At 64.4% G+C, this 22,207-nt stretch carries 18 protein-coding genes, 1 pseudogene and 1 riboswitch; of the genes and pseudogenes, 8 read left to right on the plus strand and 11 right to left on the minus strand.

What is annotated here, in order from left to right:
- A partial coding sequence (gene thiC, locus V6M50_RS13935; protein WP_332819171.1) for a phosphomethylpyrimidine synthase ThiC occupies positions 1-1,637 on the minus strand: 1,637 nt, incomplete at its 3' end.
- Between the two features lie 42 nt (positions 1,638-1,679).
- A riboswitch (TPP riboswitch) is annotated at positions 1,680-1,791 on the minus strand.
- 147 nt (positions 1,792-1,938) lie between these two features.
- Between thiC and V6M50_RS13940 the strand changes: the two genes are divergently transcribed.
- Positions 1,939-2,829, plus strand: a complete 891-nt coding sequence (locus V6M50_RS13940; protein WP_332819172.1) for a DUF4189 domain-containing protein — start codon at positions 1,939-1,941, stop codon at positions 2,827-2,829.
- A 246-nt stretch (positions 2,830-3,075) separates the two neighbouring features.
- Positions 3,076-5,379, plus strand: a complete 2,304-nt coding sequence (locus V6M50_RS13945) for a TonB-dependent receptor (RefSeq protein ID WP_332819173.1) — start codon at positions 3,076-3,078, stop codon at positions 5,377-5,379.
- 4 nt (positions 5,380-5,383) lie between these two features.
- Here the strand turns inward: V6M50_RS13945 and V6M50_RS13950 are convergent, their stop codons facing one another.
- On the minus strand, positions 5,384-6,070 hold the full coding sequence (locus V6M50_RS13950; protein ID WP_332819174.1) for a helix-turn-helix domain-containing protein: 687 nt from the start codon (positions 6,068-6,070) through the stop codon (positions 5,384-5,386).
- 83 nt (positions 6,071-6,153) lie between these two features.
- On the opposite strand from V6M50_RS13950, the gene V6M50_RS13955 reads away from it, so the two are divergent.
- The gene (locus V6M50_RS13955; RefSeq protein WP_332819175.1) at positions 6,154-6,609 is read left to right on the plus strand and encodes a DUF6265 family protein; all 456 of its coding nucleotides are present in this window, start codon (positions 6,154-6,156) and stop codon (positions 6,607-6,609) included.
- 248 nt (positions 6,610-6,857) lie between these two features.
- Here V6M50_RS13955 and V6M50_RS13960 read toward each other — a convergent pair whose 3' ends face one another.
- The 3 genes from V6M50_RS13960 to V6M50_RS13970 are packed head-to-tail and all read right to left on the minus strand — an operon-like array spanning position 6,858 to position 12,870.
- Entirely contained in the window at positions 6,858-8,459 is a 1,602-nt protein-coding gene (locus V6M50_RS13960; protein WP_332819197.1) for an amidohydrolase, read from the minus strand.
- A 12-nt stretch (positions 8,460-8,471) separates the two neighbouring features.
- A complete protein-coding gene (locus tag V6M50_RS13965) occupies positions 8,472-10,076 on the minus strand; it encodes an amidohydrolase (RefSeq protein ID WP_332819176.1) in 1,605 nt (534 codons plus the stop codon).
- A 25-nt stretch (positions 10,077-10,101) separates the two neighbouring features.
- Complete coding sequence (locus V6M50_RS13970) at positions 10,102-12,870, minus strand: TonB-dependent receptor plug domain-containing protein (RefSeq protein ID WP_332819177.1); 2,769 nt, start codon at positions 12,868-12,870, stop codon at positions 10,102-10,104.
- Positions 12,871-13,633: 763 nt separating this feature from the next.
- Here V6M50_RS13970 and V6M50_RS13975 point away from each other — a divergent pair.
- Both V6M50_RS13975 and V6M50_RS13980 read left to right on the plus strand, forming a co-directional pair.
- Entirely contained in the window at positions 13,634-16,075 is a 2,442-nt protein-coding gene (locus V6M50_RS13975) for a zinc-dependent metalloprotease (RefSeq protein WP_332819178.1), read from the plus strand.
- 49 nt (positions 16,076-16,124) lie between these two features.
- On the plus strand, positions 16,125-16,697 hold the full coding sequence (locus V6M50_RS13980) for an Lrp/AsnC family transcriptional regulator (RefSeq protein WP_332819179.1): 573 nt from the start codon (positions 16,125-16,127) through the stop codon (positions 16,695-16,697).
- A gap of 12 nt (positions 16,698-16,709) precedes the next feature.
- Here the strand turns inward: V6M50_RS13980 and V6M50_RS13985 are convergent.
- From V6M50_RS13985 to V6M50_RS14005, 5 genes and pseudogenes are all read right to left on the minus strand, one after another.
- A pseudogene (locus tag V6M50_RS13985) lies at positions 16,710-16,829 on the minus strand (IS110 family transposase); the annotation flags it as partial.
- A gap of 239 nt (positions 16,830-17,068) precedes the next feature.
- Positions 17,069-17,527: a DMT family transporter gene (locus tag V6M50_RS13990; protein ID WP_332819180.1), complete on the minus strand. Its 459-nt coding sequence runs from the start codon at positions 17,525-17,527 to the stop codon at positions 17,069-17,071.
- The gene (locus V6M50_RS13995) at positions 17,524-17,748 is read right to left on the minus strand and encodes a tautomerase family protein (protein ID WP_332819181.1); all 225 of its coding nucleotides are present in this window, start codon (positions 17,746-17,748) and stop codon (positions 17,524-17,526) included. The genes V6M50_RS13990 and V6M50_RS13995 overlap by 4 nt, the downstream gene beginning before the upstream one ends.
- A complete protein-coding gene (locus V6M50_RS14000; RefSeq protein ID WP_332819182.1) occupies positions 17,745-18,374 on the minus strand; it encodes a glutathione S-transferase family protein in 630 nt (209 codons plus the stop codon). The genes V6M50_RS13995 and V6M50_RS14000 overlap by 4 nt, the downstream gene beginning before the upstream one ends.
- Positions 18,371-19,000 carry a pyridoxamine 5'-phosphate oxidase family protein gene (locus tag V6M50_RS14005; protein WP_332819183.1) on the minus strand — a complete coding sequence of 210 codons (630 nt, stop codon included), beginning with the start codon at positions 18,998-19,000 and terminating at the stop codon, positions 18,371-18,373. The genes V6M50_RS14000 and V6M50_RS14005 overlap by 4 nt, the downstream gene beginning before the upstream one ends.
- A 90-nt stretch (positions 19,001-19,090) precedes the next feature.
- Between V6M50_RS14005 and V6M50_RS14010 the strand changes: the two genes are divergently transcribed.
- Entirely contained in the window at positions 19,091-19,981 is an 891-nt protein-coding gene (locus V6M50_RS14010; RefSeq protein WP_332819184.1) for a LysR family transcriptional regulator, read from the plus strand.
- Between the two features lie 149 nt (positions 19,982-20,130).
- On the opposite strand, the gene V6M50_RS14015 is transcribed toward V6M50_RS14010, so the two are convergent.
- Positions 20,131-21,138, minus strand: a complete 1,008-nt coding sequence (locus tag V6M50_RS14015; protein WP_332819185.1) for a MipA/OmpV family protein — start codon at positions 21,136-21,138, stop codon at positions 20,131-20,133.
- Positions 21,139-21,380: 242 nt separating this feature from the next.
- Between V6M50_RS14015 and V6M50_RS14020 the strand changes: the two genes are divergently transcribed.
- Both V6M50_RS14020 and V6M50_RS14025 read left to right on the plus strand, forming a co-directional pair.
- The gene (locus V6M50_RS14020) at positions 21,381-21,629 is read left to right on the plus strand and encodes a hypothetical protein (RefSeq protein WP_332819186.1); all 249 of its coding nucleotides are present in this window, start codon (positions 21,381-21,383) and stop codon (positions 21,627-21,629) included.
- Positions 21,616-22,185 (plus strand): hypothetical protein, encoded by a 570-nt coding sequence (locus V6M50_RS14025; protein ID WP_332819187.1) that lies wholly within the window; start codon positions 21,616-21,618, stop codon positions 22,183-22,185. The genes V6M50_RS14020 and V6M50_RS14025 overlap by 14 nt, the downstream gene beginning before the upstream one ends.
- The last annotated feature ends 22 nt before the right edge of the window (positions 22,186-22,207 follow it).

Raw genomic sequence — 22,207 nt, forward strand, 5'->3', positions numbered from 1 at the left:
GTGTCGGGGTCGAGCGACAGGTTGAACTGGTCGCGCCAGCGGAATTCGAAGCGGGCTTTCGATAGCGCGTCGTCGCGGACCTGTGCGGCGGGGTGGCCCTTGGCGAGGTCGGCGGCGTGCGCGGCGAGCTTGTAGGTGACGACGCCGACCTTCACATCGTCGCGGTCGGGGAGGCCGAGATGCTCCTTGGGGGTGACGTAACAAAGCATCGCGGTGCCGTACCAGCCGATCTGCGCGGCGCCGATGCCGCTGGTGATATGGTCATAGCCCGGCGCGATGTCGGTGGTGAGCGGCCCGAGCGTGTAGAAGGGCGCCTCGCCGCACGCTTCGAGCTGCTTTTCCATATTCTCCTTGATCTTGTGCATCGGGACGTGGCCCGGCCCCTCGATCATCACCTGCACATCCTGCGCCCAGGCGCGCTTGGTCAGCTCGCCGAGCGTGTAGAGCTCGGCGAACTGCGCCTCGTCGTTCGCGTCATAGATGCTGCCGGGGCGGAGGCCGTCGCCGAGGCTGTAGGCGACGTCATAGGCCTTCATGATCTCGGTAATCTCGTCGAAGCGTTCGTAGAGGAAGCTTTCCTTGTGATGCGCGAGGCACCATTTCGCCATGATGCTGCCGCCGCGCGACACGATGCCGGTCATGCGCTTCGCCGCGAGGGGGACGTAGGGCAGGCGGACGCCGGCGTGGATGGTGAAATAGTCGACGCCCTGTTCGGCCTGTTCGATCAGCGTGTCGGCGAAAATCTCCCACGTCAGATCCTCGGCGACGCCGCCGACTTTCTCGAGCGCCTGATAGATGGGGACGGTGCCGATCGGGACGGGCGAATTGCGGATGATCCATTCGCGCGTGTCGTGGATGTTGCGGCCGGTAGACAGGTCCATGACGGTGTCGGCGCCCCAGCGGATCGACCAGACCATCTTGTCGACCTCGGCGGCGACGTCGGATGCGACCGCGCTGTTGCCGATATTGGCGTTGATCTTGACGAGGAAATTGCGGCCGATTGCCATCGGCTCGCTCTCGGGGTGGTTGATGTTGCTGGGGATGATCGCGCGGCCGCGCGCGACTTCGTCGCGGACGAATTCGGGGGTGACATAATCGGGGATGCTGGCGCCGAAGCTTTCGCCGTCGCGCTTGTACTCGGCGAGGCGCGCGCGGCCGAGATTTTCGCGCTCGGCGACATATTCCATCTCGGGCGTGATGATGCCGCGGCGGGCATAGTGCATCTGGCTGACGTTCGCGCCGGGCTTGGCGCGGAGGACCTGGCGGCGGACGTTGGGGAAGGCGGGGACGCCGCCGCTGCGGTCGGGGCCGAGCTGGCCGTTATCCTCGGGCTTCACCTCGCGCTGGGTGACCTCTTCGACGTCGCCGCGGCCGCGAATCCAGTCGGCGCGGATCTCGGGGAGGCCGGCGTTGATGTCGATCGTCGCATTGGCGTCGGTGTAGGGGCCGCTGGTGTCGTAGACGCGGACGGGGGGCTCGCCCGAATGCGGATCGAGGTCGATCTCGCGCATCGCGACGCGGATGCCGCTGCCGGTCTGCGTCGCGACGTGGATCTTGCGGCTGCCGCGGATCGGGCCGGTGGTGACGCCGATGGGGGTGGCTTGCGCTTTGTCGAGGCGGGAATCGATGTCGGCCATGTGCAGTCGCTCCATATTGTCGGAGCGAGAAACGGATTTCCGGTGTGGAACGCCGACCCTCCCTCCGCCGGTATTAGCCGGATCAGGTTCAACGGGTCGCGGTCTATTCCGCTCTCAACCGGCCATCACAGACGCGGCTCCCCGGGGATGGGCGGACTATAGGGGGCGGGGTGGGCGCTGTCCATGGGCGGGTGTGATCGTGGGCACTTTGCAAGCGGGCATAACCGGTTATGGTCAATCATATCAGCACTATATGAGGGCCTATACGATGCGATTCCCAGATATGCGCCGGGTTGGACAAATGCTTGCGATCGCGCTGGCCTGGTGCCTTTGGCCGGCAGAGGCAGCGGCGCAGCACTATCCCTGTAACGGCCCCGGACCGGGCGAGCGGCTGATCGGGATGGCCCCCGGCGGCCCCGGCGTCGCACCGACGCCGCTGTGCGAGCGTGTCGATAGCGGCGGTGCGCCCGCGCAGGCCCCGAGGTCCAGCAACAGCTATGCGGCCATCGCCTGGCATGTCGACGCCGCCGATGTCTGGGTCGACGGCAATTATGTCAATGCCAACAATGTCGCCGAGCAAGGCGCGCTCGATGCATGCAACAAGGTGATGGGGGGCGGCTGTACTTCGGCCGGAGAATGGTGGAATTCGTCGATAGCGATCATCCGCGACAAGGCCGGATATTTCTACAAGGGCTGGGCGGGCGACGGCGGAGCGGAACGCGATCAGGTGATGGCCGACTGCTCGTCCAAGCAGCTGCTGCCGTGCGAGGTTTTTGCGACCATCCGTGCCAGCACCAACCGGCGTTTCCCCGGCGCGTCCGTGCGCAAATTTTTCGCCGCGTCGGCGTGGGTCGTCGGCGGCGCCGATGATGGATATAACGCCAAGCTTTATGTCGCGAGCGGCCACCGCAGCGCCGATGCCGCGACCGCGGCGGCGATCAAGGCGTGCAGCGACGCGACATCGCGTCCGTGCGAATCGAACACGCTGACCGGCAACGGGTTTATCCAGGCCTATCGCCTGAATGGCGCCGACGACAGCGCGACCGCCGAAAACTCGGCCAAGCGCGCGAAGGAAGCGGCGCAGGCGAACTGCAAGAAACGGAAGGCGACGGCGTGCGAATTGCAGGCGCTGTTCGATAGCCGCAAGCCGGGGCTGTTCGTGCATGACTTCGCGGCGGGCACGGCGAAATAGCACCGATCGGCAATCGCCAAAACGGATATGCGGAAACGGACATGCGACAAGGGGCGGTGAAGCACAGGGGTGCTTCACCGCCCCTTGTCGCGCCCGCGCCGTCCACGCCGGGCTGTCATATTGGTGCGCGCAACTGTCATCATCTGGTCGCCGAGCCGACGCGGTAACGACGCCGCGAGCGGCCAAAGGGCGGGGGACGTCCGTCGTTTCGTTGCCGAACAAAACCCAAAAAAAAGGTCTCTCCTCATGGCTCGCTCCATCCGTGCTTTCGCCGCGCTGTTGCTCACCGCGACCGCAACCCCCGTCTTGGCTCAGGCCGACACGGCGCCCATCGCCGAGGGCGATCAGCCGGGCGACGATATTGTCGTCACCGCGCAAAAGATCGAGCAACGGTCGATCGACGTGCCGATCACGATTTCGGCCACCAGCGGCGCGCAGATGCGCAGCTTGGGGGTGGGCGACCTCGACGAACTGTCCAACTATATTCCGGGGCTCAACATCCAGGAGCAGAGCGCCAACAATCCGGGCATCGTCATCCGCGGCATCACGTCGGACAGCGGATCGGCGCAGCAGGCGGCGCGCGTCACGCTTTATTACAACGGCACCGACATTTCGCGGTCGCGCGGCTCGTATCAGGCGATTTACGACATCGACCGGATCGAGGTGATCAAGGGGCCGCAGGCGACGCTGTTCGGCACCGCGTCGGCGGTCGGCGCGATCAGCATCATTTCGGCGCGGCCCAAGCCCGGCTTTGCGGGCGAAGTGAGTGCGAGCTACGGCAATTATGACGCGACGGTGCTCGGCGGATACGTCAACCTGGGGTCGGACAAGATCGCCGGCCGCGTCGCGTTCGAATGGAAAAAGCGCGACGGCTATGTCCGCAACCTCGCGGTGGGGCAGGACGATCTGTACGACCAGGACCAGCTGGGGGTGCGCGGGTCGCTGCGCTTCACGCCGACCGAGGCTTTTACCGCCGACCTGATCCTGACCTATGACCGGCAGCGCAACAGCGGGACGCCTTTCATCTCGGGCACCTATCCGACCGCGTCGGGGCCGGCGAACCCGTTCGGCGATGCGGCGCTTGGCGGTTCGCCGGTGTCGGAAAGCGCGCTCGGCGCGGCGAAGCTCGGGCTGACGCGCGACGTCTATGACGCCAATCTGACGCTGGGCTGGCAGGTCGCCGACGATTGGACGATCACGATGATCAACAGCTATCGCGACTTCGATTCGCTCGAGATTTTCGACGCCGACGGCAGCGCCGCCTGGTATCTGGAATTCGCCGAGGATGCGAAGGGCCACCAATATAATCACGAGACGCGCTTTTCGTACAACAGCGACGCGTTTCGCGGGTCGTTCGGCTGGAACGGCTTTGTCGAAAGCGGGTCGCAGGTCGTGCCCTTTTCGAGCGAGGAAGGCACCTTCCTGCAGTGTGCGGCGCGGCTGATCCCGAACCTGCCGTGCATCGCGCCCGACGGCAGCGTCGCGGCGTCGGCGGCGACGCGCATTTTGACCGGCGGCGCGGCGACGGTGATTCCCTATACGTCGACCTTTGGCAATATCGGCAAGAACCAGAGCTATTCGGTGTTCGCCGACGGCACCTGGATCGCGAGCGAGGCGCTGGAAATCACGGCAGGCGTCCGCGCCTTGATCGAAAAGCGCCGCTCGGGCTTTTTCGCGGTCGTGCCGCGCTCGCGGATCACCGGCGGCGCGTCGCTGATCCCGGGCCAGGTCGATACCCGCGGGCAGACCTATTACACCGAAGACAGCTTCCAGGCGTTCCTGCCGCGCTTCAACATCCTGTATCGCTTTGCCGACGGCATCAACGCCTTTGCGACGGTATCGAAGGGCCGCCGCTCGCCGACGGTCAATCTGAACGCGCGCAGCACGCCCGCGGGACCGGTGCCGAACATTACCGACATCGCGTCGGAAAATGTCTGGAATTACGAGGTCGGGTTGAAGGCGTCGCGTGGCGGTTTTTCGGGGTCACTGGGGGTATATTACCAGAAATACGATAATTTCCAGGTGTCGGTGCCCCAGCCGAACGGCACGACGATCACGCAGAGCGCGGGCACCGCGAGCAATCTGGGGGTCGAGGCCGAAGCGAGCTTTGCGGTGACGAACTGGTTCAAGCTGTTCGGCAACGTCGCCTATATCGACGGCGGCATCGACGACAAGGCGGCGAACGGCGTGTTCGCGGGCGACCGGTTCCGCCTGCAGCCCGAATGGCAGGCGGCGGCCGGCTTTACCGTCAACGCCGACCTGGGCGGCGGGATGCGCCTGTTTGCCACGCCGACGGTCACCTATCGCAGCAAGATCTTCTTCGAGGTGCCCAACCGCGACCTGATCAGCCAGGATGCGGTGACGCTGGTGAACGCGCGCGCGGGGGTCAGCTTTGCCGACGACCGGTTCGAAATCGCCGGGTTCGTGCGCAATGCCACGAATGAGGATTATCTGCTCGACGCGGGCAACACCGGCGGGGGTTTCGGCATTCCGACCTTCATTCCCGCCGAACCGCGGCTTTACGGGGTGCAGGTGATCGGACGCTTCTAGACCGCTACGTCAGGAACGGGCCGCGCGCGCGGCGGCGCGCGGCGGTTGCGGGAACCCCGGCGAGGGTGCGGAACTCGCGCGCCATATGCGCCTGATCGGCGAAACCGCTGTCGGCGGCGTGGCCCGCGAGGCTCGCCTCGCCGGGCAGCGTTTCGAACGCACCCTGGAAGCGCAGCAGGCGGAGATAGGCGCGCGGCGGCATCCCGACGTGGCGCGCGAACCAGCGTTGCAGCGCGCGCGGGGCCATGCCCGTCGCTGCGCCCATCGCGGCGACCGACGGCGCGGGGACAAGTCCGGCGCCGATCCGGTTGAGCTCGGCCGCGGCGGACAGGCGCGCTTCGATTGCGGCAAAATCGGGCGCGGGGATTTCCCGCCAGCGCCCGTGGAGCGTCACGAGCGCGATGTCGCCGATGAGGCTCCATGCCCAGGGCCAGAGTCGCAACGCCTCGAACGCCGCATCGCCGCTGATTTCGAACCGCTGCGGATGGCCCACCAGCCCGACGACGAAGTTTGCGGGCTGTTCGCCGTCCCAGCGCGAGCGCCCGTGCGTGCGGCGGATCACCTCGACGCAGCCGTCGGGGGTCGCCTGCTGCTCGATCCATTCGTCGGCGGCGCCTTCGCCTGCGAGCGTCCAGCGGGCCTTGACCAGTCCGGCGAGGTGCGGCGGCGGTGGGGTCTCGCGATACTCCATCGCGCGGGTTAGACGATGATTGTCGTGTCGGTTCAAGACGGCGCGTGCACGCCGCGCCAGGATGGGCGCGACAGGAGGCGTTTATGACATCAATATTCGGGGCAGGCCTCGCGGCCTTGCTGGTGGCGGCAAGCCCCGCGGCTAGTCCGGCGGTTGGGGTCGACGACCTCGCGTGGATGGCGGGACAGTGGAGCCGCGAGGAGGGCGACCGCTGGACCGAGGAGAGCTGGGCCGCCCCGCGCGGCGGGGTGATGCTGGGGCATAGCCGGTCGGGGCGCGGTGACCAATTGCGCGCGTTCGAATATCTGCGGCTGCAGGCGGGCGCGGATGGCGTGCCCGTCTATCTGGCGCAGCCCGGCGGGGCGCCGCCGGTCGCGTTCCGGCTGGTGCAGCGCGACGGGGCGAGCGCGACCTTCGAAAATCCCGCGCATGATTATCCGCAGCGCATCCATTATGTTCGCGAGGACGAGCGGCTGACGGCGACGATCTCGGCGATCGACGGGTCGAAGGCGATGCGCTGGGTGTTCGAGCGGCGGTAGCAACAAACTCATTCGTCATTCCCGCGAAAGCGGGGCCATCGATGTCATAACGGTTGTTGGAGCCCATCGGTATATCCCGCCCGCCGAGGCCGAAGAACGCTTTACGCCATGCTGGATGACGTCTCCATGGCCACGTAACCTAAACCAAATGGCCTCCGGCAGTCCGGGGGCGGTTCAGCGCGAGGGACAGGAACCGACCGGAGAAGTTACTTATTGGTGGGACCCCCGGTCGGTCGGCGCTGCGGGCGCTAGCTCCCCGCGCCTAAAATTTTGCGATCCGAAGCCTCATAATCTATGCCCAGTTGCTGCAAGTAGCTGTCATACTTGTCCGGCTGGTAATATTGCTTTTCCATGGTCGGCCGGATTTGAGCCATCGTGCGGGCGTTCCGGTCGATCGCGGGCATGTCTGTGGCGGCGATCAGCGGATCATAGGCCTGTTCCTTGAGTTGGACGTCTCTGAACCATGCCTTGGCATCGGCCACCAGCCTGGGCGTCATGGCGATGTCGAGGATCGTCATAGCGACCGCCTTGGCGCCTGCTACCGTGCCCTTGTGCGCGATCGGCGTGGCCATCGCCATCGCGGCGGTCGAGTGGTGGAAAATCACGTTGGGGATGTTGGCGGGATAGCCGATGGTGACGGTCGGCACCGTCCACATTACGTCGCCGATGTCGTCCGACCCGCCGAAGCTGGCCTCGCCGCGCGTCTGGGGCGTAGAGAGCGGGGTGACCGTGGTCGACAGGGCTTGCACCTTCAACTGGTTTTTGGTCTGCACCGCCTTGGTGAAGGCCTGATCGGCCGCGGACCACTGCGGCATGCCGACCGCCTCGATATTGGCATAGAGCGCCTCGGCAAGCGGCTTGTTGCCATAATTGGGTGCGGCAAAGCCCAGCACCTTGCGGGTGACCTTGGTACCCGTCGCGAGCGCCGCGGCCTCGGCCACCTCATTGCCGGTCCGATACAGGTCGCGCAGTGAAGCAAAGTCCGACTGGCGGAAATAATACCAGCTGCTCGCCTTGTCGGGCACGACGTTGGGCTGGCCGCCGCCATTGGCGATGACATTATGCGAACGTTGCGAAAGCGGCAGGTGCTCGCGCCGAAAATTCCACATCACGTCCATCAGTTCGACCCCGTCGAGCGCGCTGCGGCCCTCCGAGGGTGAGGCGGCGGAGTGGGCGGTCTTGCCCTGGAATTCATACTCCACCGAGATCATGCCGGTGAGGCCGAGGTTGCCCCATCCGGTGCCGAAGCCGGTGTTGACGTGGGCAAAGATCGAGGCGTCGACATCCTTGAACACGCCTGCGCGCACATAATAGGCCTTGGTCGCCAGAAGCTCTTCGGCGACACCGGGCCAGAGCATCAATCGGCCCTGGATGCCGTGCTTTTCCATCACATGCTTGGCGGCGATGGCGGCGGCGACCATCAGTGGCATCCCCGAATTATGCCCCTCGCCATGTCCCGACCCGCCTTCCGTAAGCGGCTTGATCTCAGCGACGCCAGGCACCTGCGAGACGCCGACGAGCCCATCGATGTCGCTTCCCAGTGCGATCTTGGGGCCGCCCTCGCCCCAGGTCGCGGTAAAGGCGGTGGGAACACCGGCGATACCACGCTCGATCTTGAAGCCATTCTTCTCGAGGATGGCGATCAGATATTCTGACGTCCTGATCTCCTGAAAGCCGGGCTCGGCAAAGCTGAAGATCTGGTCGACCATGACCTGGATCTGCTTGCGCTGCGCTTCCACCTCGGCGAGGACTTCCTGCTTGAGCGCGAGGTTCGCTGCCGCACCGGCGGGGGTTGGAGCCAAAATGGCCCCGGCCACCCCAAGGCAAAGAGCGCGCTTCCTGAGGTCCATGCTCATCGCGCGTTACTCCGCCGGGCCTTCGAGCATCGGGTATTTGACCCCGAGCTGATCGAGATAGGTTTCATATTTGGAGGGGTCGTAGTAATATTTCTCCATCAACGGGCGGTAGAGCGCCATGTTGCGTTCGTTGAGCCAGATCGCGGGCACGTCCTTGTCGGTCAGGATCGGGGCGTAGGTGCCGGTCTTTAACTGGACATCTTTGAAATAGGCTTTCGCATCGGCGATGAGTTTCGGCGTGGTGAGAAGATCGAGCACCGTCATCGCCACGGCCTTTGCGCCTGCTTCCACACCCTTGTGCGAGATCGGTGTCGCCATCGCGATCGCCGCGAGCGAGTTGTGGCCGATCATGTTGGGGATGTTCGACGGATACCGGATGGTGATCGTCGGAACCGCCCACATGATATCGCCGATATCGTCCGACCCGCCGCCCGTCGAGGGGCCGCGGCTCTCTGGGGTAGAGAGCGGGGTGACCTCGTCTTTCAGCGGTTCGATCTTGCGATTGTTGAAGGTCTGCACCGCCTTCGCAAAGGCCTGGTCGTCGGCGCTCCATTTGGGCATGCCCACAGCCTTGATATTGGCATAGGCGGCCTCGGCCAGCGGCTTGTTGCCGAAATTGGGAGCCGCATAGCCCAGCGTCTGCTGGGTCATCGTGGTGCCGGTGGCCAGCGCTGCGGCCTTCGCGATGTCGTTACCGACTTCATAGAGCTTGCGGATGTCGTCAAAGGTGCGCTCGCGGAAGAAGTACCAGATGCTGGCCTTGTCGGGCACGACATTGGGCTGGCCGCCACCGTTGGTGATGATCATGTGCGAGCGCTGGGTCAGCGGCAGATGCTCGCGGCGGAAATTCCATGCTACGTCCATGATCTCGACGGCGTCCAGAGCACTGCGCCCTTCCCACGGCATCCCTGCCGAATGCGCGGTCTTGCCCTTGAAGGAATATTCCACCGAGATCAGGCCATTGTTGCCCATCTCGCCATAGCCGGTCGAGAAGTCGTTGCTGACGTGCCCGAAGATCGAGGCATCGACATCCTTGAACAGGCCGGCACGCACATAATAGGCCTTGGTCGCCAACAATTCTTCGGCGACACCGGGCCAGAGCATCAATCGGCCCCGAATGCCGTGCTTTTCCATCACCTTCTTCGTCGCGATCGCCGCCGCCACCATCATCGGCATGCCCGAGTTATGGCCCTCGCCATGCCCCGGCGCCCCTTCGATCATTGGTTTGAGATAGGGAACGCCGGGCATCTGTGAAACGCCGAGGACATCGTCGATATCACTGCCCAGGGCAATCTTGGGGCCGCCCTCGCCCCAGGTCGCGGTAAAGGCAGTGGGGATACCCGCCACGCCCTTGGTCACGGTGAATCCGTTTTTAGCGAGGATGTCGGTCAGATATTCGGACGTCCTGATCTCCTGAAAGCCGGGCTCTGCAAAGCTGAAGATCTGGTCGACCATGACCTGGATTTGTTTGCGCTGGGCTTCGACTTCGGCCGCGACCTCCTTCTTGAGCGACTTTGGGGCCTCGGCATGGGCCGGCGCGGCAGCAATCTGGGCCAGGACGGCGGACGTGCTCAGGGCGGCGGCGAGGATAGCGCGGGCGAATATTCTCATCTTGCGGATAATCCTTTCTTCTCGCTCAGAATTCGATCTTGGCGGCCACGCGGAAGGAGCGGCCGACGACGTCGAAGCGACTGCGGTTGGTTTGGGCATAGGCGGGCACATTGTTGCCGTCGGGGCCGTTGCCGACCAGGACGGGATCCTTGTTGAGCAAATTGTTTACGATGAAGGTGAGGTGGCCCGTGCCGGCCATTGCCTGGAATTCGAAGTCGATCGAAGCATCGAAATAGGTGGCGCCGTCGATGTGGTTGTTGTTGATCGTGCGGAACTGCGGCGTGCTGGTCGGGCAGTTGCCGCTGCACTCGATCCAGTCGTTGCCATAGACCCCACTGGTGAAACCGCGCGCCACCAGGTTGAAGGTGATGGGGTCGATTTCATAGAAGGCACTCAGGCGGTAGGCCCAGTCGGGCGAGCTATATGTGCCGGCCGACAGCACCCCGGCATAGTCGATGGGGAAGCTGATGCCGTCATCGATCACATTCTTTATATAGTGCGTTGCTTGGCCGTGCAGTCGCAGGTTGCCCGGGCCGACAGGCGTGGAGTAGCTCGCCTCGATGTCGAAGCCGCGGGTCTTCTGGGTCGAGAAGTTGATCGGCGTCAGGTCGATCGTGCTGAGCGCACCATTCACGAACTTGATGTTGGGACAGTAGGTCGCAATGCCCTGATCATAACACAGGTCCACTGTCTGCTGCGCCGTTACGGAACCGATCGCGTCGTCGATATCGATCGAATAATAGTCGAAGGATACGCTGAAATCCGGCAGGAACGACGGCGTGAAGATGGCGCCAACCGTCCAGCTGTCGGCGACCTCCGGCTTGAGGTTCGGGTTGCCGAAGGCGTTCTGGACAAATTGCTGAGAACCGGTGACCGGGGCGTTGGCGCCGGCCGGGATGATGACCGAGTTGGTACGCGCGGTACCGGCGGCGAACAGTTCGTCCAGGTTTGGTGCGCGGATGTCGTGACTGATGTTGCCGCGCAAGCGCAGGGCGTCGAACACCTGATAACTGGCCCCGATCTTCCATGTGCCGACCCAGCCCGAGGTCGAATAATGGGTGCCGCGTGCGGCGGCATCCAAGTTCATTCCGTCGAATATGGGGATGGCGAGCTCGAGGAATCCCTCATAGACGTCGTATTTGCCCTGATTGACGCGGTAGTTGCCATAGAGCCAGCCGGAGTTGTGGATCGGGTCGACTTTGCCGTTGATCTGCTCACGGCGCCATTCGACGCCCGTTGCGAACGCGACATCACCGGCGGGGAGCGTGAAGAGATTGCCCGAAATGGTGGCGGCTGCGACATCCTGCTTGATCGTCTGGTAACGCAGCGGCTGGAATCCGTCGTAGTAGATATAGTCGAGCGCTTCCTGCGACGGCCCCTCCATGCCGAGGCGATCGATCGGGACGCATCCGTTGGCCGGGGCGGCCAGGGTGGAGCGACACACGATGCTGCCGTCGGCCGCAAAGACGGCGTCCTGCGCCAGCGCCATGCGCGCGTTGTACCAGGTATTGGTCAGCTCTTCGCGCGTCTTGGTCACGCCCTTCTGGTAATAGGCGTCCCAGGACATCGACGATCCGAACAGGCTGAGGCTGCCCTTCGCGCCGCCGACGAAGCGGTAGACTTCGCGCTTGTTGTCGCTGCCCGGAATCGGGAAACCCGCGTTGGAGGTGCCGATCGTGATCGAGGCCAGGTTCTGCTCGGCCATCTGCGCGGCAATCGCGGGATATTGGCTGAGAAGATAGGCATTGTCCGCGAGGATCGAAACGCCGGTGCTCGGCGTCTGCTGGTAAGAGCTGGCACTGACCGAGCGGTTATAGGAGAATTGGCCGAAGATCTCGATGTCGGGCGTCACGTCGAAGCCCACGCGCTGGAACACGCTCAGGCGCTCGTCCAGCGGCACCAGCGTGTTGGTGCCGACGTGGTCGGCAAGCGTCGTCTGCCAATCACCGCCGATCATCCACGGGCCGGCGATCGTCCCATAGGTCAGCTGCGCGGTCTGGCCTTCGCCAAGGAAATAGGTGCCCCTCAGCGGGCCGCCGGAGATCAGGCCGCCCGTTGTATAGCCGGAAGGACCGACCCCGCCGCCAACCAGGCGTTGGGGCTGGCCGTTGGTGCCGTTATAGGCCGGGTTGTTGATCTGGAAATAGCCGTTGTCGTTCCAGTCGCGGTTGATTCCTTCCTCCCGGTCCTGGTGGAACCAGGACACGTTGGTCAGAAGGTGCAGCCGGTCGTCGAGCAGCGAGAAGCCGGCCGTCCCAGAGAGACGGTAGTTGAAGGCGTCGCCATAGGTCGAGACACCCGTGTCGGCGGAAAGCTTGACGCCATCGAAGTCGGTATCGAGGATGAAGTTGACGACGCCGCCCACCGCGTCCGAACCATAAGCGGCCGAGGCGCCGCCGGTGATGACCTCGACGCGCTTGACCAGATCCTGCGGGATCGTGTTGATGTCGACCGTGCCGCCCACGCTGGAAGCGACCGAGCGTTGACCATCGACGAGGACCAGCGTGCGCCCGACGCCGAGCCCGCGCAGGCCGATCGAATTGATGCCAGCGCCGGCATTGGAAAGACCGCCCGACGAGGTGCCGGAAGTGCCGCTACCGGAAATCGCGGGCAACTGATTGACGAAATCGGAGATGTTGGCCGGCGACTGTGCTGCGATGTCGGCTTCGCCCAGGACAGCGACAGGGGTCGGCGCACTATAGCCGTCGCGCACGATGCGCGAGCCGGTAACGACGATGCTGCTCGTCGGCTCCTCGGCGATCTCGTCGATGGGTGCCGCTATTTCCTGTGCCATGGTCGGCGCGATCGAGAGCAGCGGCGCCGCCGAAGCCAGCAGTATCTTGATGGCCGCCTTTCGCGATTTGTCTCTTGCGGTCGAAGTCCGACCCCCGTCTGTCGTGCTTTTATATGTGACCCCATGCATCGTTAAGCTCCCTGCGGCCTGAACCTTGTCTGCCGTAGGCGTCCCACCCCATGAAAATGGAAGGTACGAGCTTGGTCACACCGGCGAGGCGCCGGCCAGCGGTTTCTGTCCCGCCGTTTCACCATCATTTCGACCCAACCCCGCAGCAATTGCGAGGACCATCTGCCGGAAGTGCCCGTTGGCCCGTGGCCGTCGGTGCTCCTTGCCGAACACTTGCGATCTTAGCGGGAAGCGGGCGGGCGATCTCACGAAAGATGAAGCATATCGGACCAAATGATGACCGATTCTGTCCTCAAATGCCAAAGTTGCATAAAAATCATGCGCTGCTTTGGCGGGAGACGCAATTTACGATCAAGGCTGGGCAGAGTGATTCGGAAATGCTGCATAGCACCCCGATTGTGCGCTCAAAGCCAACGCAGCCAACCCGGATAAAATGGAATTCCTGCACCAGGCACGACTATGGCGCAGGAATTCATCACACGATGCCTTTTACCGACCGATAGTTCGGAGATGTTGCCCTTTGATATCTGTTAGTCTCGCCAGGTCTCTTCGTGTCATCCGGATGCGTTGTTGCCGCCGATCAGTCCAGGAACAGGGGTCAATTCCTATGACGAATACATTGCGTAACAAGCGCTTGGCCAAGCAGTTGCTCTTCGCGGCAACCGCGTTGGGGCTGGCACCGGGAACCGCGGTACTTGCCGCGCCCGTCCGCGTGACCGCATCGCCCGACGGAGCGCTGTTGCCGGTGGAAGTGGATGCGCAGACGGGCAAAGTCCTGCTGGTCCTGCCCGCGCCCGACGCGGATGGCGTCTCGGGTCGCTATTTGTTCACACAGGCGATCAAGACCGGGCTGGGTTCCGCCGCGATCCGCATCGACCGCGGTATGCAGGGTGACACCAAGGTGCTCGCTTTCCGGCGTCTGGGCGGCAAGGTCGCCGTGGTTTTCGAAAACCCGCGCTACCGTGCGACCGGGGACGCGGGCGTTGCCAAAGGCGCGCGCGCCAGCTTTCCGTTCAGCACGGTCGCGATGCTTGAAATCGTCGGCGATGCTCCCGTTGCAGGCCCGGTCAGGGTCGACTTGACCCCATTTTTGATGACTGACGCGATGGACCTGGCCGGGGCGATCGGGGCAGAGGCCAAAGGTTACAAGCTTTCGGAAAAGCTCAGCGCGGTCGATACGGGATCGGTCAAGGTCTTCCCGCGCAACATCGAACTGGAAACGGTCCAGACCTTCGCCGCCGAATCGGCGGGACGCGAACTCGATATCCTGGCGCCCGATGGGCGCGCGGTCAGCCTTACGGTTCATTCCTCGCTGGTGGCGTTGCCCGAACCTGGTTATGTGCCCCGCCGGTTCGACATCCGGTCCGGCGCACACGCCACGCAGATCTATGACTATGGCACACCGCTGGGTTCGCCGATGCTGGTCGAATATGCCAACCGCTTCCGCTTGGAAAAAACTGACCCGGCTGCCGCCCGGTCAACCGTGAAAAAGCCGATCATCTTCTACATCGATAGCGCCGCCCCGGAGCCGATCCGCACCGCGCTGGCCGATGGCGTGGGCTGGTGGGCCGATGCGTTCGACGCGGCCGGCTTCATCGACGCATTCAAGGTGGAAATCCTGCCGCCCGGCGCCGATCCGCAGGACGTGCGATACAGCATGGTCAACTGGACCGACCGGCAGAACCGCAGCTGGTCCTATGGCGGCGGCGTCACCGATCCCCGCACCGGAGAGATCATCAAGGGCAATGTGGTGCTGGGCGCGCTGCGCGTGCGGCAGGACATCACGATCTTTGAGGGGCTGGTCGGAACCGCGCAAAATGGCAACGGCGGCGCGAACGACCCGGTGCGCGCGGCGCTGTCGCGCATCAGCCAGCTCGGCGCGCATGAAGTGGGGCATTCGATCGGCTTCGTGCACAATTTCAAAGCCAGCCTGCAGGACCGCGCCTCGGTGATGGACTATCCAGGGCCCAAGGTCGGCATCGACAATGGAAGCCTGGACCTGGGCGACGCCTATGCGTCCGGCATCGGCAATTGGGACAAGTTCACCGTCGACTGGCTCTACGGCCAGCCCGCGCCCGGGGTCGATTCGGACGCCGATGCCGCGGCCAAGGCCGACGCGGCGCAGAGGGCGGGAATGGTCTTTGGGACCGACATCGACGGCCGCGCCGCAGACCTGGCGGTGCCGGGCGTGAACATGTGGACCGAGGGGCAGGACACTCCCGCCGACCTTGCCCATACAATTGAGGTGCGCCGCATCGCCTTGCAGAACTTTGGTCCGCGCGTATTGCAGTCGGGAGAACCGCTTGCGAACCTGCGCAGAAAATTCGTTCCGATCTGGCTGTTCCATCGCTATTCGATCGACGCCACGGGCAAACTGGTGGGCGGTGTGCGCTACGATTACGCCGTGGTCGGTGACGGCAAGCCGGCACCGAGCCCGGTTCCTGTGCAACAGCAGATCGCCGCGATCGACGCCATGGTCGCCAGCCTTTCCGAACGCGAACTGACGGTGCCGGCTGCACTGTCGATGATGCTGTCGAACGGGACGAGCGCCCGCCGCGATGCGGAGGTGGAGCCAGAACTGTTCCTTGGCGCCGGGTCGGCGGTCTTCGATCCGCTGGTGGCCGCGCAGATCGCGGCGCAAGTCACGCTTGACAGCCTGCTCGCGCCCGCGCGCCTGACGCGCCTGCATATCCAGCATGGCTACGATCCCGCGCAGCCGGGGGTGATGGCGCTGCTGGACAAGCTGCGGCCGGTCATTGGTGCACACGACCGGGCCGTCGCACGACGGGTCTCGCAGACGACGTTGCTGGCGATCGCCGCCGCTTCGCGCGATCCGGCCACGCCGGCCGACGTTGCGGCGGTGCTCGACGGCTTCCTCAAGGAAATTGCGAGCAGTTTCGCCGCTGCGAAGCAAAAAAAGGAGGAAGGGCTATGGCTGCGGTCGATGGCGAGCACGCTTTCGGATCCCAAGCGGATCGAGGCTGAAATTGGCAAGCAAAGCCGACCCAAGCCCGACATCCCGGCGGGTATGCCAATTGGCGATGCCGGGTGGTTCGACGGCCTGTTGTCGAACTAATTGATTGCTTCATCCTCTTCCGTTTGAAATTCTGGAGGCTTTTGGCATTATGGCGTTGAAATCCAAAAAAGGGGTGCACAGCAATATGGATCTGCCGCCCGGCCGACCAAACTGGCTTGATTCGGCGCGAAGCCGTCCCATCCAGCATGAGCTTGATGATACCGACTTTCGTCTGATGCGCGCCCTTATTGCCGAAGGGCGGGCATCGGATGTCTGGCTGGGCGACAATGTGCACCTTTCCAGCACGGCAGTGGCACGGCGACGCAAGATACTGGAGGAAACCGGCTACATCACCCACTATTCGGCGAACCTCAACGTGCGATCGCTCGGATATGGTACGCTCGTCGTGGTCTCGATCGAGCTGATGTCGCAGGCCGAAAATGTCCTGCAGGATTTCGAACGGGCCGTGCTGCAGAGCCCTTCGATGCGTTTTTGCGCCTTCATCTCTGGCGACACCGACTTTCTGATGATCCTGAACGTCCAGTCGCTCGAGGATTACGACATGATTTACCGCAAGGAACTGTCGGTCTTGCCGCATGTCGCCCGCATTCGTAGCAGCTTCGTGTTGCGCGAAGTTGCGAATCGCCAGATCGCGCCGGCAATCTTGCAGTCGCGCCCCTAGTCGCGTGGATCTAAAGTTCGTTGCATAAGGTCTGATCAGCGCCTTGCGAACCACAGGCTCGCCGGTCTCGTCGACAGCGTGAACTTGAAAAATGCTCTTGGCCAGATCGAGGCAGACCGTAGTAATCTCCATGGCGGACGGCTCCCCTCGTGCGTGGACGCTTCGGCAGCAACCATTTTTTGGCACTCGGATGCTGGGAGCGGGTGTCACCATCTGCTTTTGACGGACGAACGACGGTGCCGGAACATCGCAGATTAGGGCGCCAAGCGGCCGATTCTCGAATCGCCATGAAGGCTCAAATGATTAGCTCCAGCGAGTTATAACATCGGTGTTCCCGCGAAAGCGGGAATGACGAGGGTGGTGGAGAGGCGTTAGCCCGTCCGCCTTGCCAGATAGACCCCCGCGACCATCAGCGCGATCCCGGCGATACGCTTGGTATCGATCGGGAATTGCACGGCGCCGAACAGGCCGAAATGGTCGATCGCCGCGGCGCTGATCAGCTGGCCGACGAGCACGAAGAAGATCGCGTTGCCGACCCCGAAGCGCGGCGCGATGAAGGTCACCGCGATGACATAGAAAGCCATGAACAGCGCGCCGAAATAGAAATGGAAGGGGATGTCGGACGAGGGTTTGACATGGCCCAGCGTGCCGGTCACGAGCGCGCCCGCGAAGGCGATCAGGAGCGCGATGCCGAACAGGATGACACACGCCGCCATCGGACTGCCGAGCCGCGCGCCGAGCCCCGAATTGAGCGCGGCGAGGATCGGGATGCCGATGCCGGTCAGCAGCATGATCGTGGCAAAGGCGGGCGCGGCATTATGGGCGGTCATCGGGGCTGCTCCTTGGCGGCCTGAGCAGCACGATATTCGAGGACGGGGAGCCCGCCGATCCCCCAATTTTCGAAATCCACCTCGTCGATGGTGACGACGGTGGTCGCCGGATTCTTGCCGAGCACGCGCTGGAGCAGCGCGGTGACCCCGGCGATCAGTTCGGCTTTCTGCCCGGCGCTCGCGCCCTCGCGTGTGATCCTGATATTGACGTAAGGCATCATGCGGCTCCTTCGATTGCGACCCGCTCTGCCGGCCATCCCGGCATGGCGGGAAAGTCGGGCAGCGCGGCGATCCGGTGGGTCCATGCGTGGATCGCCGGCCAGGCAGCGGCGTCGATGCCCGCATCCTCGACAAGCGCGAGATAGGGGCTCGCCGCAAGGTCGGCGATGGTCAGCCGGTCCCCGACAAGCCAGTCACGGCGTTCGAGATGCGCCTCGACCACCGGCAGGATGCGCGCGGTGATCGCGGCGGCATGGTCCTCGGCGATCGGGACGTCGAACTTGCGCGCGAGCCGGAGCGTGGCGGGGCCGTTCGCGATCTCGTTGGCGGCGTGCGACAGCCAGACGGCAATTTCGCCGCGCTCTTCGGGCGCCGCGCCGTCCCAGTCGCCCGGCCGGTGGCGCGCCGCGAGGAAGGCGAGGATCGCCTGGCTGTCGCGCAGCGTGAAAGCGCCATCGACGAACAGCGGGATCTGACGCATCGGGGTGAGCGCGGCGAAACTGTCGGACCGGCGCGCCGCGGCATCGGTCAATCGCTCGTCCCAGGGCAGGCCGAGAAAGGCGAGCGCCATGCGGACCTTGTGCGTGTTGCCCGACAGGGGCGAGCCGTAAAGCTGGATCATCGTCATTCTCCCGAAAGCTGGGCTTGGAGTGCTGCGACTTCGGCGCGCAGCCGGGCCAGTTCGGCCGCCATCGGCTTGATCGCGGCGGAAATTTCGGCTTCGGTGAAGCGCGGGGTGATGTGCTGCGAACAATTCCATTCCCAGCCGATCACATCGATGAAGAAAGCGCGCTCGGGGATCGCGCGATACCCCTCGGGCATCAGCGACGTGACGGCGGCCGGATCGTCGGCGAGCTCGACGCTGTGCGCATGGCCGACGAGCTTCAGCCGGTCCTTGTTCGGATAATCCATCAGGAACAGCGAGACGCGATCGTTGCCCGCGAGGTTGGCGGTGCTGATATATTGGCGGTTGCCGCGATAGTCGGCGAAGCCGATGCGATTGCCCTCGATGTGGCGGAGGAAGCCTGCGGGGCCGCCGCGATGCTGCATATAGGGCCAGCCGTCGGCGGTGACGCTGGCGATGTAAAAGCTGTCGCGCAGCGCGATGAAGCCGAGTTCCTTGGCGGTCAGCCGGTCGGGGGTGCCGTCGGCGCCGGCGTCGAGCTTGACATAGGAGGCGCGCGATCCGTGGCGTTCCTGCAATGCCTTCACGGCGTCGCTGAAAAGCGTGTGCCGGTAATTCTGCGCCATCATCGCTTCCTTTCGCACAGCGATTTAGGTCGTTGCGCTGATAGTGATAATGAGTGAATATTAAACCAGTTAATTCCGATAAGTGGAATAATTATGGATCGCCTGCAGACGTTGGAAATGTTCGTCGCAGTCGCGAGCGAGGGCGGCTTTGCTGCGGCGGCGCGCAAACTCGGCAGTTCGCCGCCCGCGGTCACGCGCGGGATCGCGGCGCTCGAGGCGCGGCTGGGGACGAGCCTCTTCCTCCGTTCGACGCGCGCGGTGGCACTGACCGACGCGGGGGCGGCGTTCCTGGGCGAGGCACGCCGCATCCTCGCCGATCTTGCGGGCGCCGAGCGTGCGGTGCGCGGCGCCGAGGCCGAACCGCGCGGGCAGCTGTACCTGACCGCGCCGGTGATGTTCGGGCGGCTGCATGTGCTGCCGGTTGTCGGCGACCTGATGGCGCAGCATCGCGAGCTGGCGGTGCGCATGATGCTGATCGATCGCAATGTCCGCATCGTCGAGGAAGGGATCGACGTCGCGCTGCGCGTCGGCCCGCTCGCCGATTCGGGATTGAAGGCGGTGCGGATCGGCGCGGTACAGCAGATGCTCGTCGCGAGCCCGGCCTATCTGGCGCGCCGTGGCGCCCCGCAGGCGGTCGCCGACCTTGCCGGCCACGACCTGATCGGCACGATGGGGCCCCGCGCGACGAACGAGTGGCAGCTGGCGAGCGCGCGGTGGCGGCTCGGTCCGAGGCCGCGGTTGGTGCTGAACACCGTCGATGGAGCATTGGCGGCAGCCGAGGCGGGACTCGGCATCGCCAATCTGCTGAGCTACCAGCTTGCCGAAGCGCTCGACACGGGGCGGCTGATCGCGCTGCTGTCCGATGAACAGCCGCCCGCGCTGCCGGTGCATTTGCTGTTCGAGCCGTCGCGTGCGGGCCTGCCCGCGGTTCGTCTGTTCATTGCGGCGATCAAGCAGCGGATGCGGATGGCGGGGCTGGTTTGAGCTTGGCGGATGGGGGCTTTGAGGCGGGGGAGCGGACGTTCAAAAAATCCGTCGCCCCCGCGAAGGCGGGGGGCCGCCATGGGCCTTACGCTACATCTCCAGCGGCCCCCGCCTTCGCGGGGGCGACGACTAGTTTCGGTCGCTACCGGTCAGAACTGGTAGGCGAGACCGCCGCCGAAGAGCCACTGGTCGGCGCTGCCGGCCTCCGACACGATCGGCGAATCGGCGAAGCGCGAGAGGAGGCGGCCATATTGCGCGCCGCCGATCAGCACGAAGCCTTTGCGAAGGTCGCCCGAGAGCCCATAGGCCCCCGCGATCCCCAGCGTATATTTTCCCGCGGTCGCCTTGCGCCCAGCGCCGCTGTAGACGGGCAGGCCGCTTGCCGCGCTGCCCAGCGGGTCGATGTCGAAATAATAGCGGCCAAAGCCCTTGCCATAGAAATTCACCGACGCCGACACGCCGATATAGGCGCGCTTCGACAGCGGGGTGCCATAATCGATCGTCGGCGAGGCGGCCCAGCTGCCGTGCTTGCCCGACACATCCTTGGTCGCGACGAGGCGGAAGCCGAGCTGGTCGTACGCGCTGGTGATGACGCCGGTTTTGGTGACCCCGGTGAAGAGGCCCATTTCGACCGCCATCTTCCGGTCGGGCAGCGCGTCGACCCGCGGGTCCTTGACGCTGCCGGTGCGGTCGCCGCGCAGGCTGATGATCGGGCCGAATTTGAAGTCGGTCTTCTGCCCGCGGCGATGGCGGATCAGGTCGACCTGGAAATTGGTGCCGCGGGTTGAAAAGGAAAAGCCGCTGATCCGGCCGCGCAGGTAAAAGGCGGGCAGGAAGCGGCGATCGTCGGAGCCGTTATAATCGGGCGTGTTGAGGACGCCCGCGGCGATCGCGATATAGTCGCGCGAATATTTGCGGTCGGAATCATCATCGTCGCGCGCGGCGGGGAGCAGGATATTTTCGTCGATGTTGCCGCTGTCCTGGAGATAGTGGCTTACCCGCTCATCGCCCTGCTCGCTGCCGGTCGCCAGCGCGGTATCGGTTGTTTCGGTCAATTCATAGGGCAACGGGGCATTCTCGGCCGCGGCGGGCGCGGCGGCCAAGCCGGCGATGGCGAGCGTGGCGAGGAAAGGGATCGAACGCAGCGGATGAGCCATTCGGGAAAGCAGCGTCAAATCGGGCATAAGCATCCTATGTTCTTCTATGGTCTTGCCCCTCTGGCCCGGGGGTTTAGGTGATCGTCTTGATATTGCAAAGACTTCGTCTTGCCGAAGGGCGGTTTTGCCATCATCGTGCTTTTCATGCACCAATTTGTCTTCGCTTTCATACCCGGCCGCATCGTCTTTGGTTCCGATCAAGAGTCCCGACCGGAGCCTGCGCCGCGGACGCAGGCGGCGGCATGAGCCGCGTCCCGCGCCTGATCGGCTATGCGCTGATGGCCGCCGCGGCGCTGCTCGCGCTTGCGATGCGGCGCGGCATGATCGACGGCATCGGGCCGTTCCCGGTGACGGCGGTCGCGCTGCTGGTCGGGATGATCGGGGTTATGCTGGTGTTCACAGACCTGATGGTGCGCGGCCTCTATGCGCAGGTCGGGGCGGCGAAGAATGCCGAGCCCGGCAAGGAGGATGATAGCGATGACGAAAATTGACACGCGGGCCGGCTGGGCGCTCGCGGCGGCCTTGGGCGCGCTGGTGCCGGTGGGCGCTGCGGCGGCCGGCGAGGCGGTCAGCGAAAGCGATCGCTTCTTTCTGGACGAAGCCGAGAGTGCGTGCCGCAACGGCGAATTTGCCGCCTTTTTGTGGCCGTTCGCCAACAGCCGGGCGGTGCGCGAACGCTATACCGCGCCGAACGTCCGTTCGGGCGCGGCGGGCGATGCGCGCGCGGTGCCGGCGGCCCGCTACCTCGCCGCCGCCGACTTCCCGGTGGTGATGATCGATTACAGCTATGTCACCGCCGCATCGGCGCGGGCGTTCGAGGCGCCGGGCGGCGATCCGCGCCAACTCGTCTATGTCCAGGTCGATTTCGGCACGTCGGGCACCGACCAGCGGGTCGACTGGGTTCCGGGGCGTTTCGAGCCCGGCGAAGGCGATGGGCCGGGGACGCTGATCGAAAAGACCGGGCCGGGCGGCTATCTGACCTTCCGGCCCGCGGCCGGTTGCTGGCAGCTCGCCGAGGATATCCGGAATCCGGCGGGTGTGCGCTGACCCGCACGCACCCCTTTTCGTT

Origin of the sequence: Sphingopyxis sp. (assembly GCF_036675685.1) — a bacterium.
GTDB lineage: Bacteria > Pseudomonadota > Alphaproteobacteria > Sphingomonadales > Sphingomonadaceae > Sphingopyxis.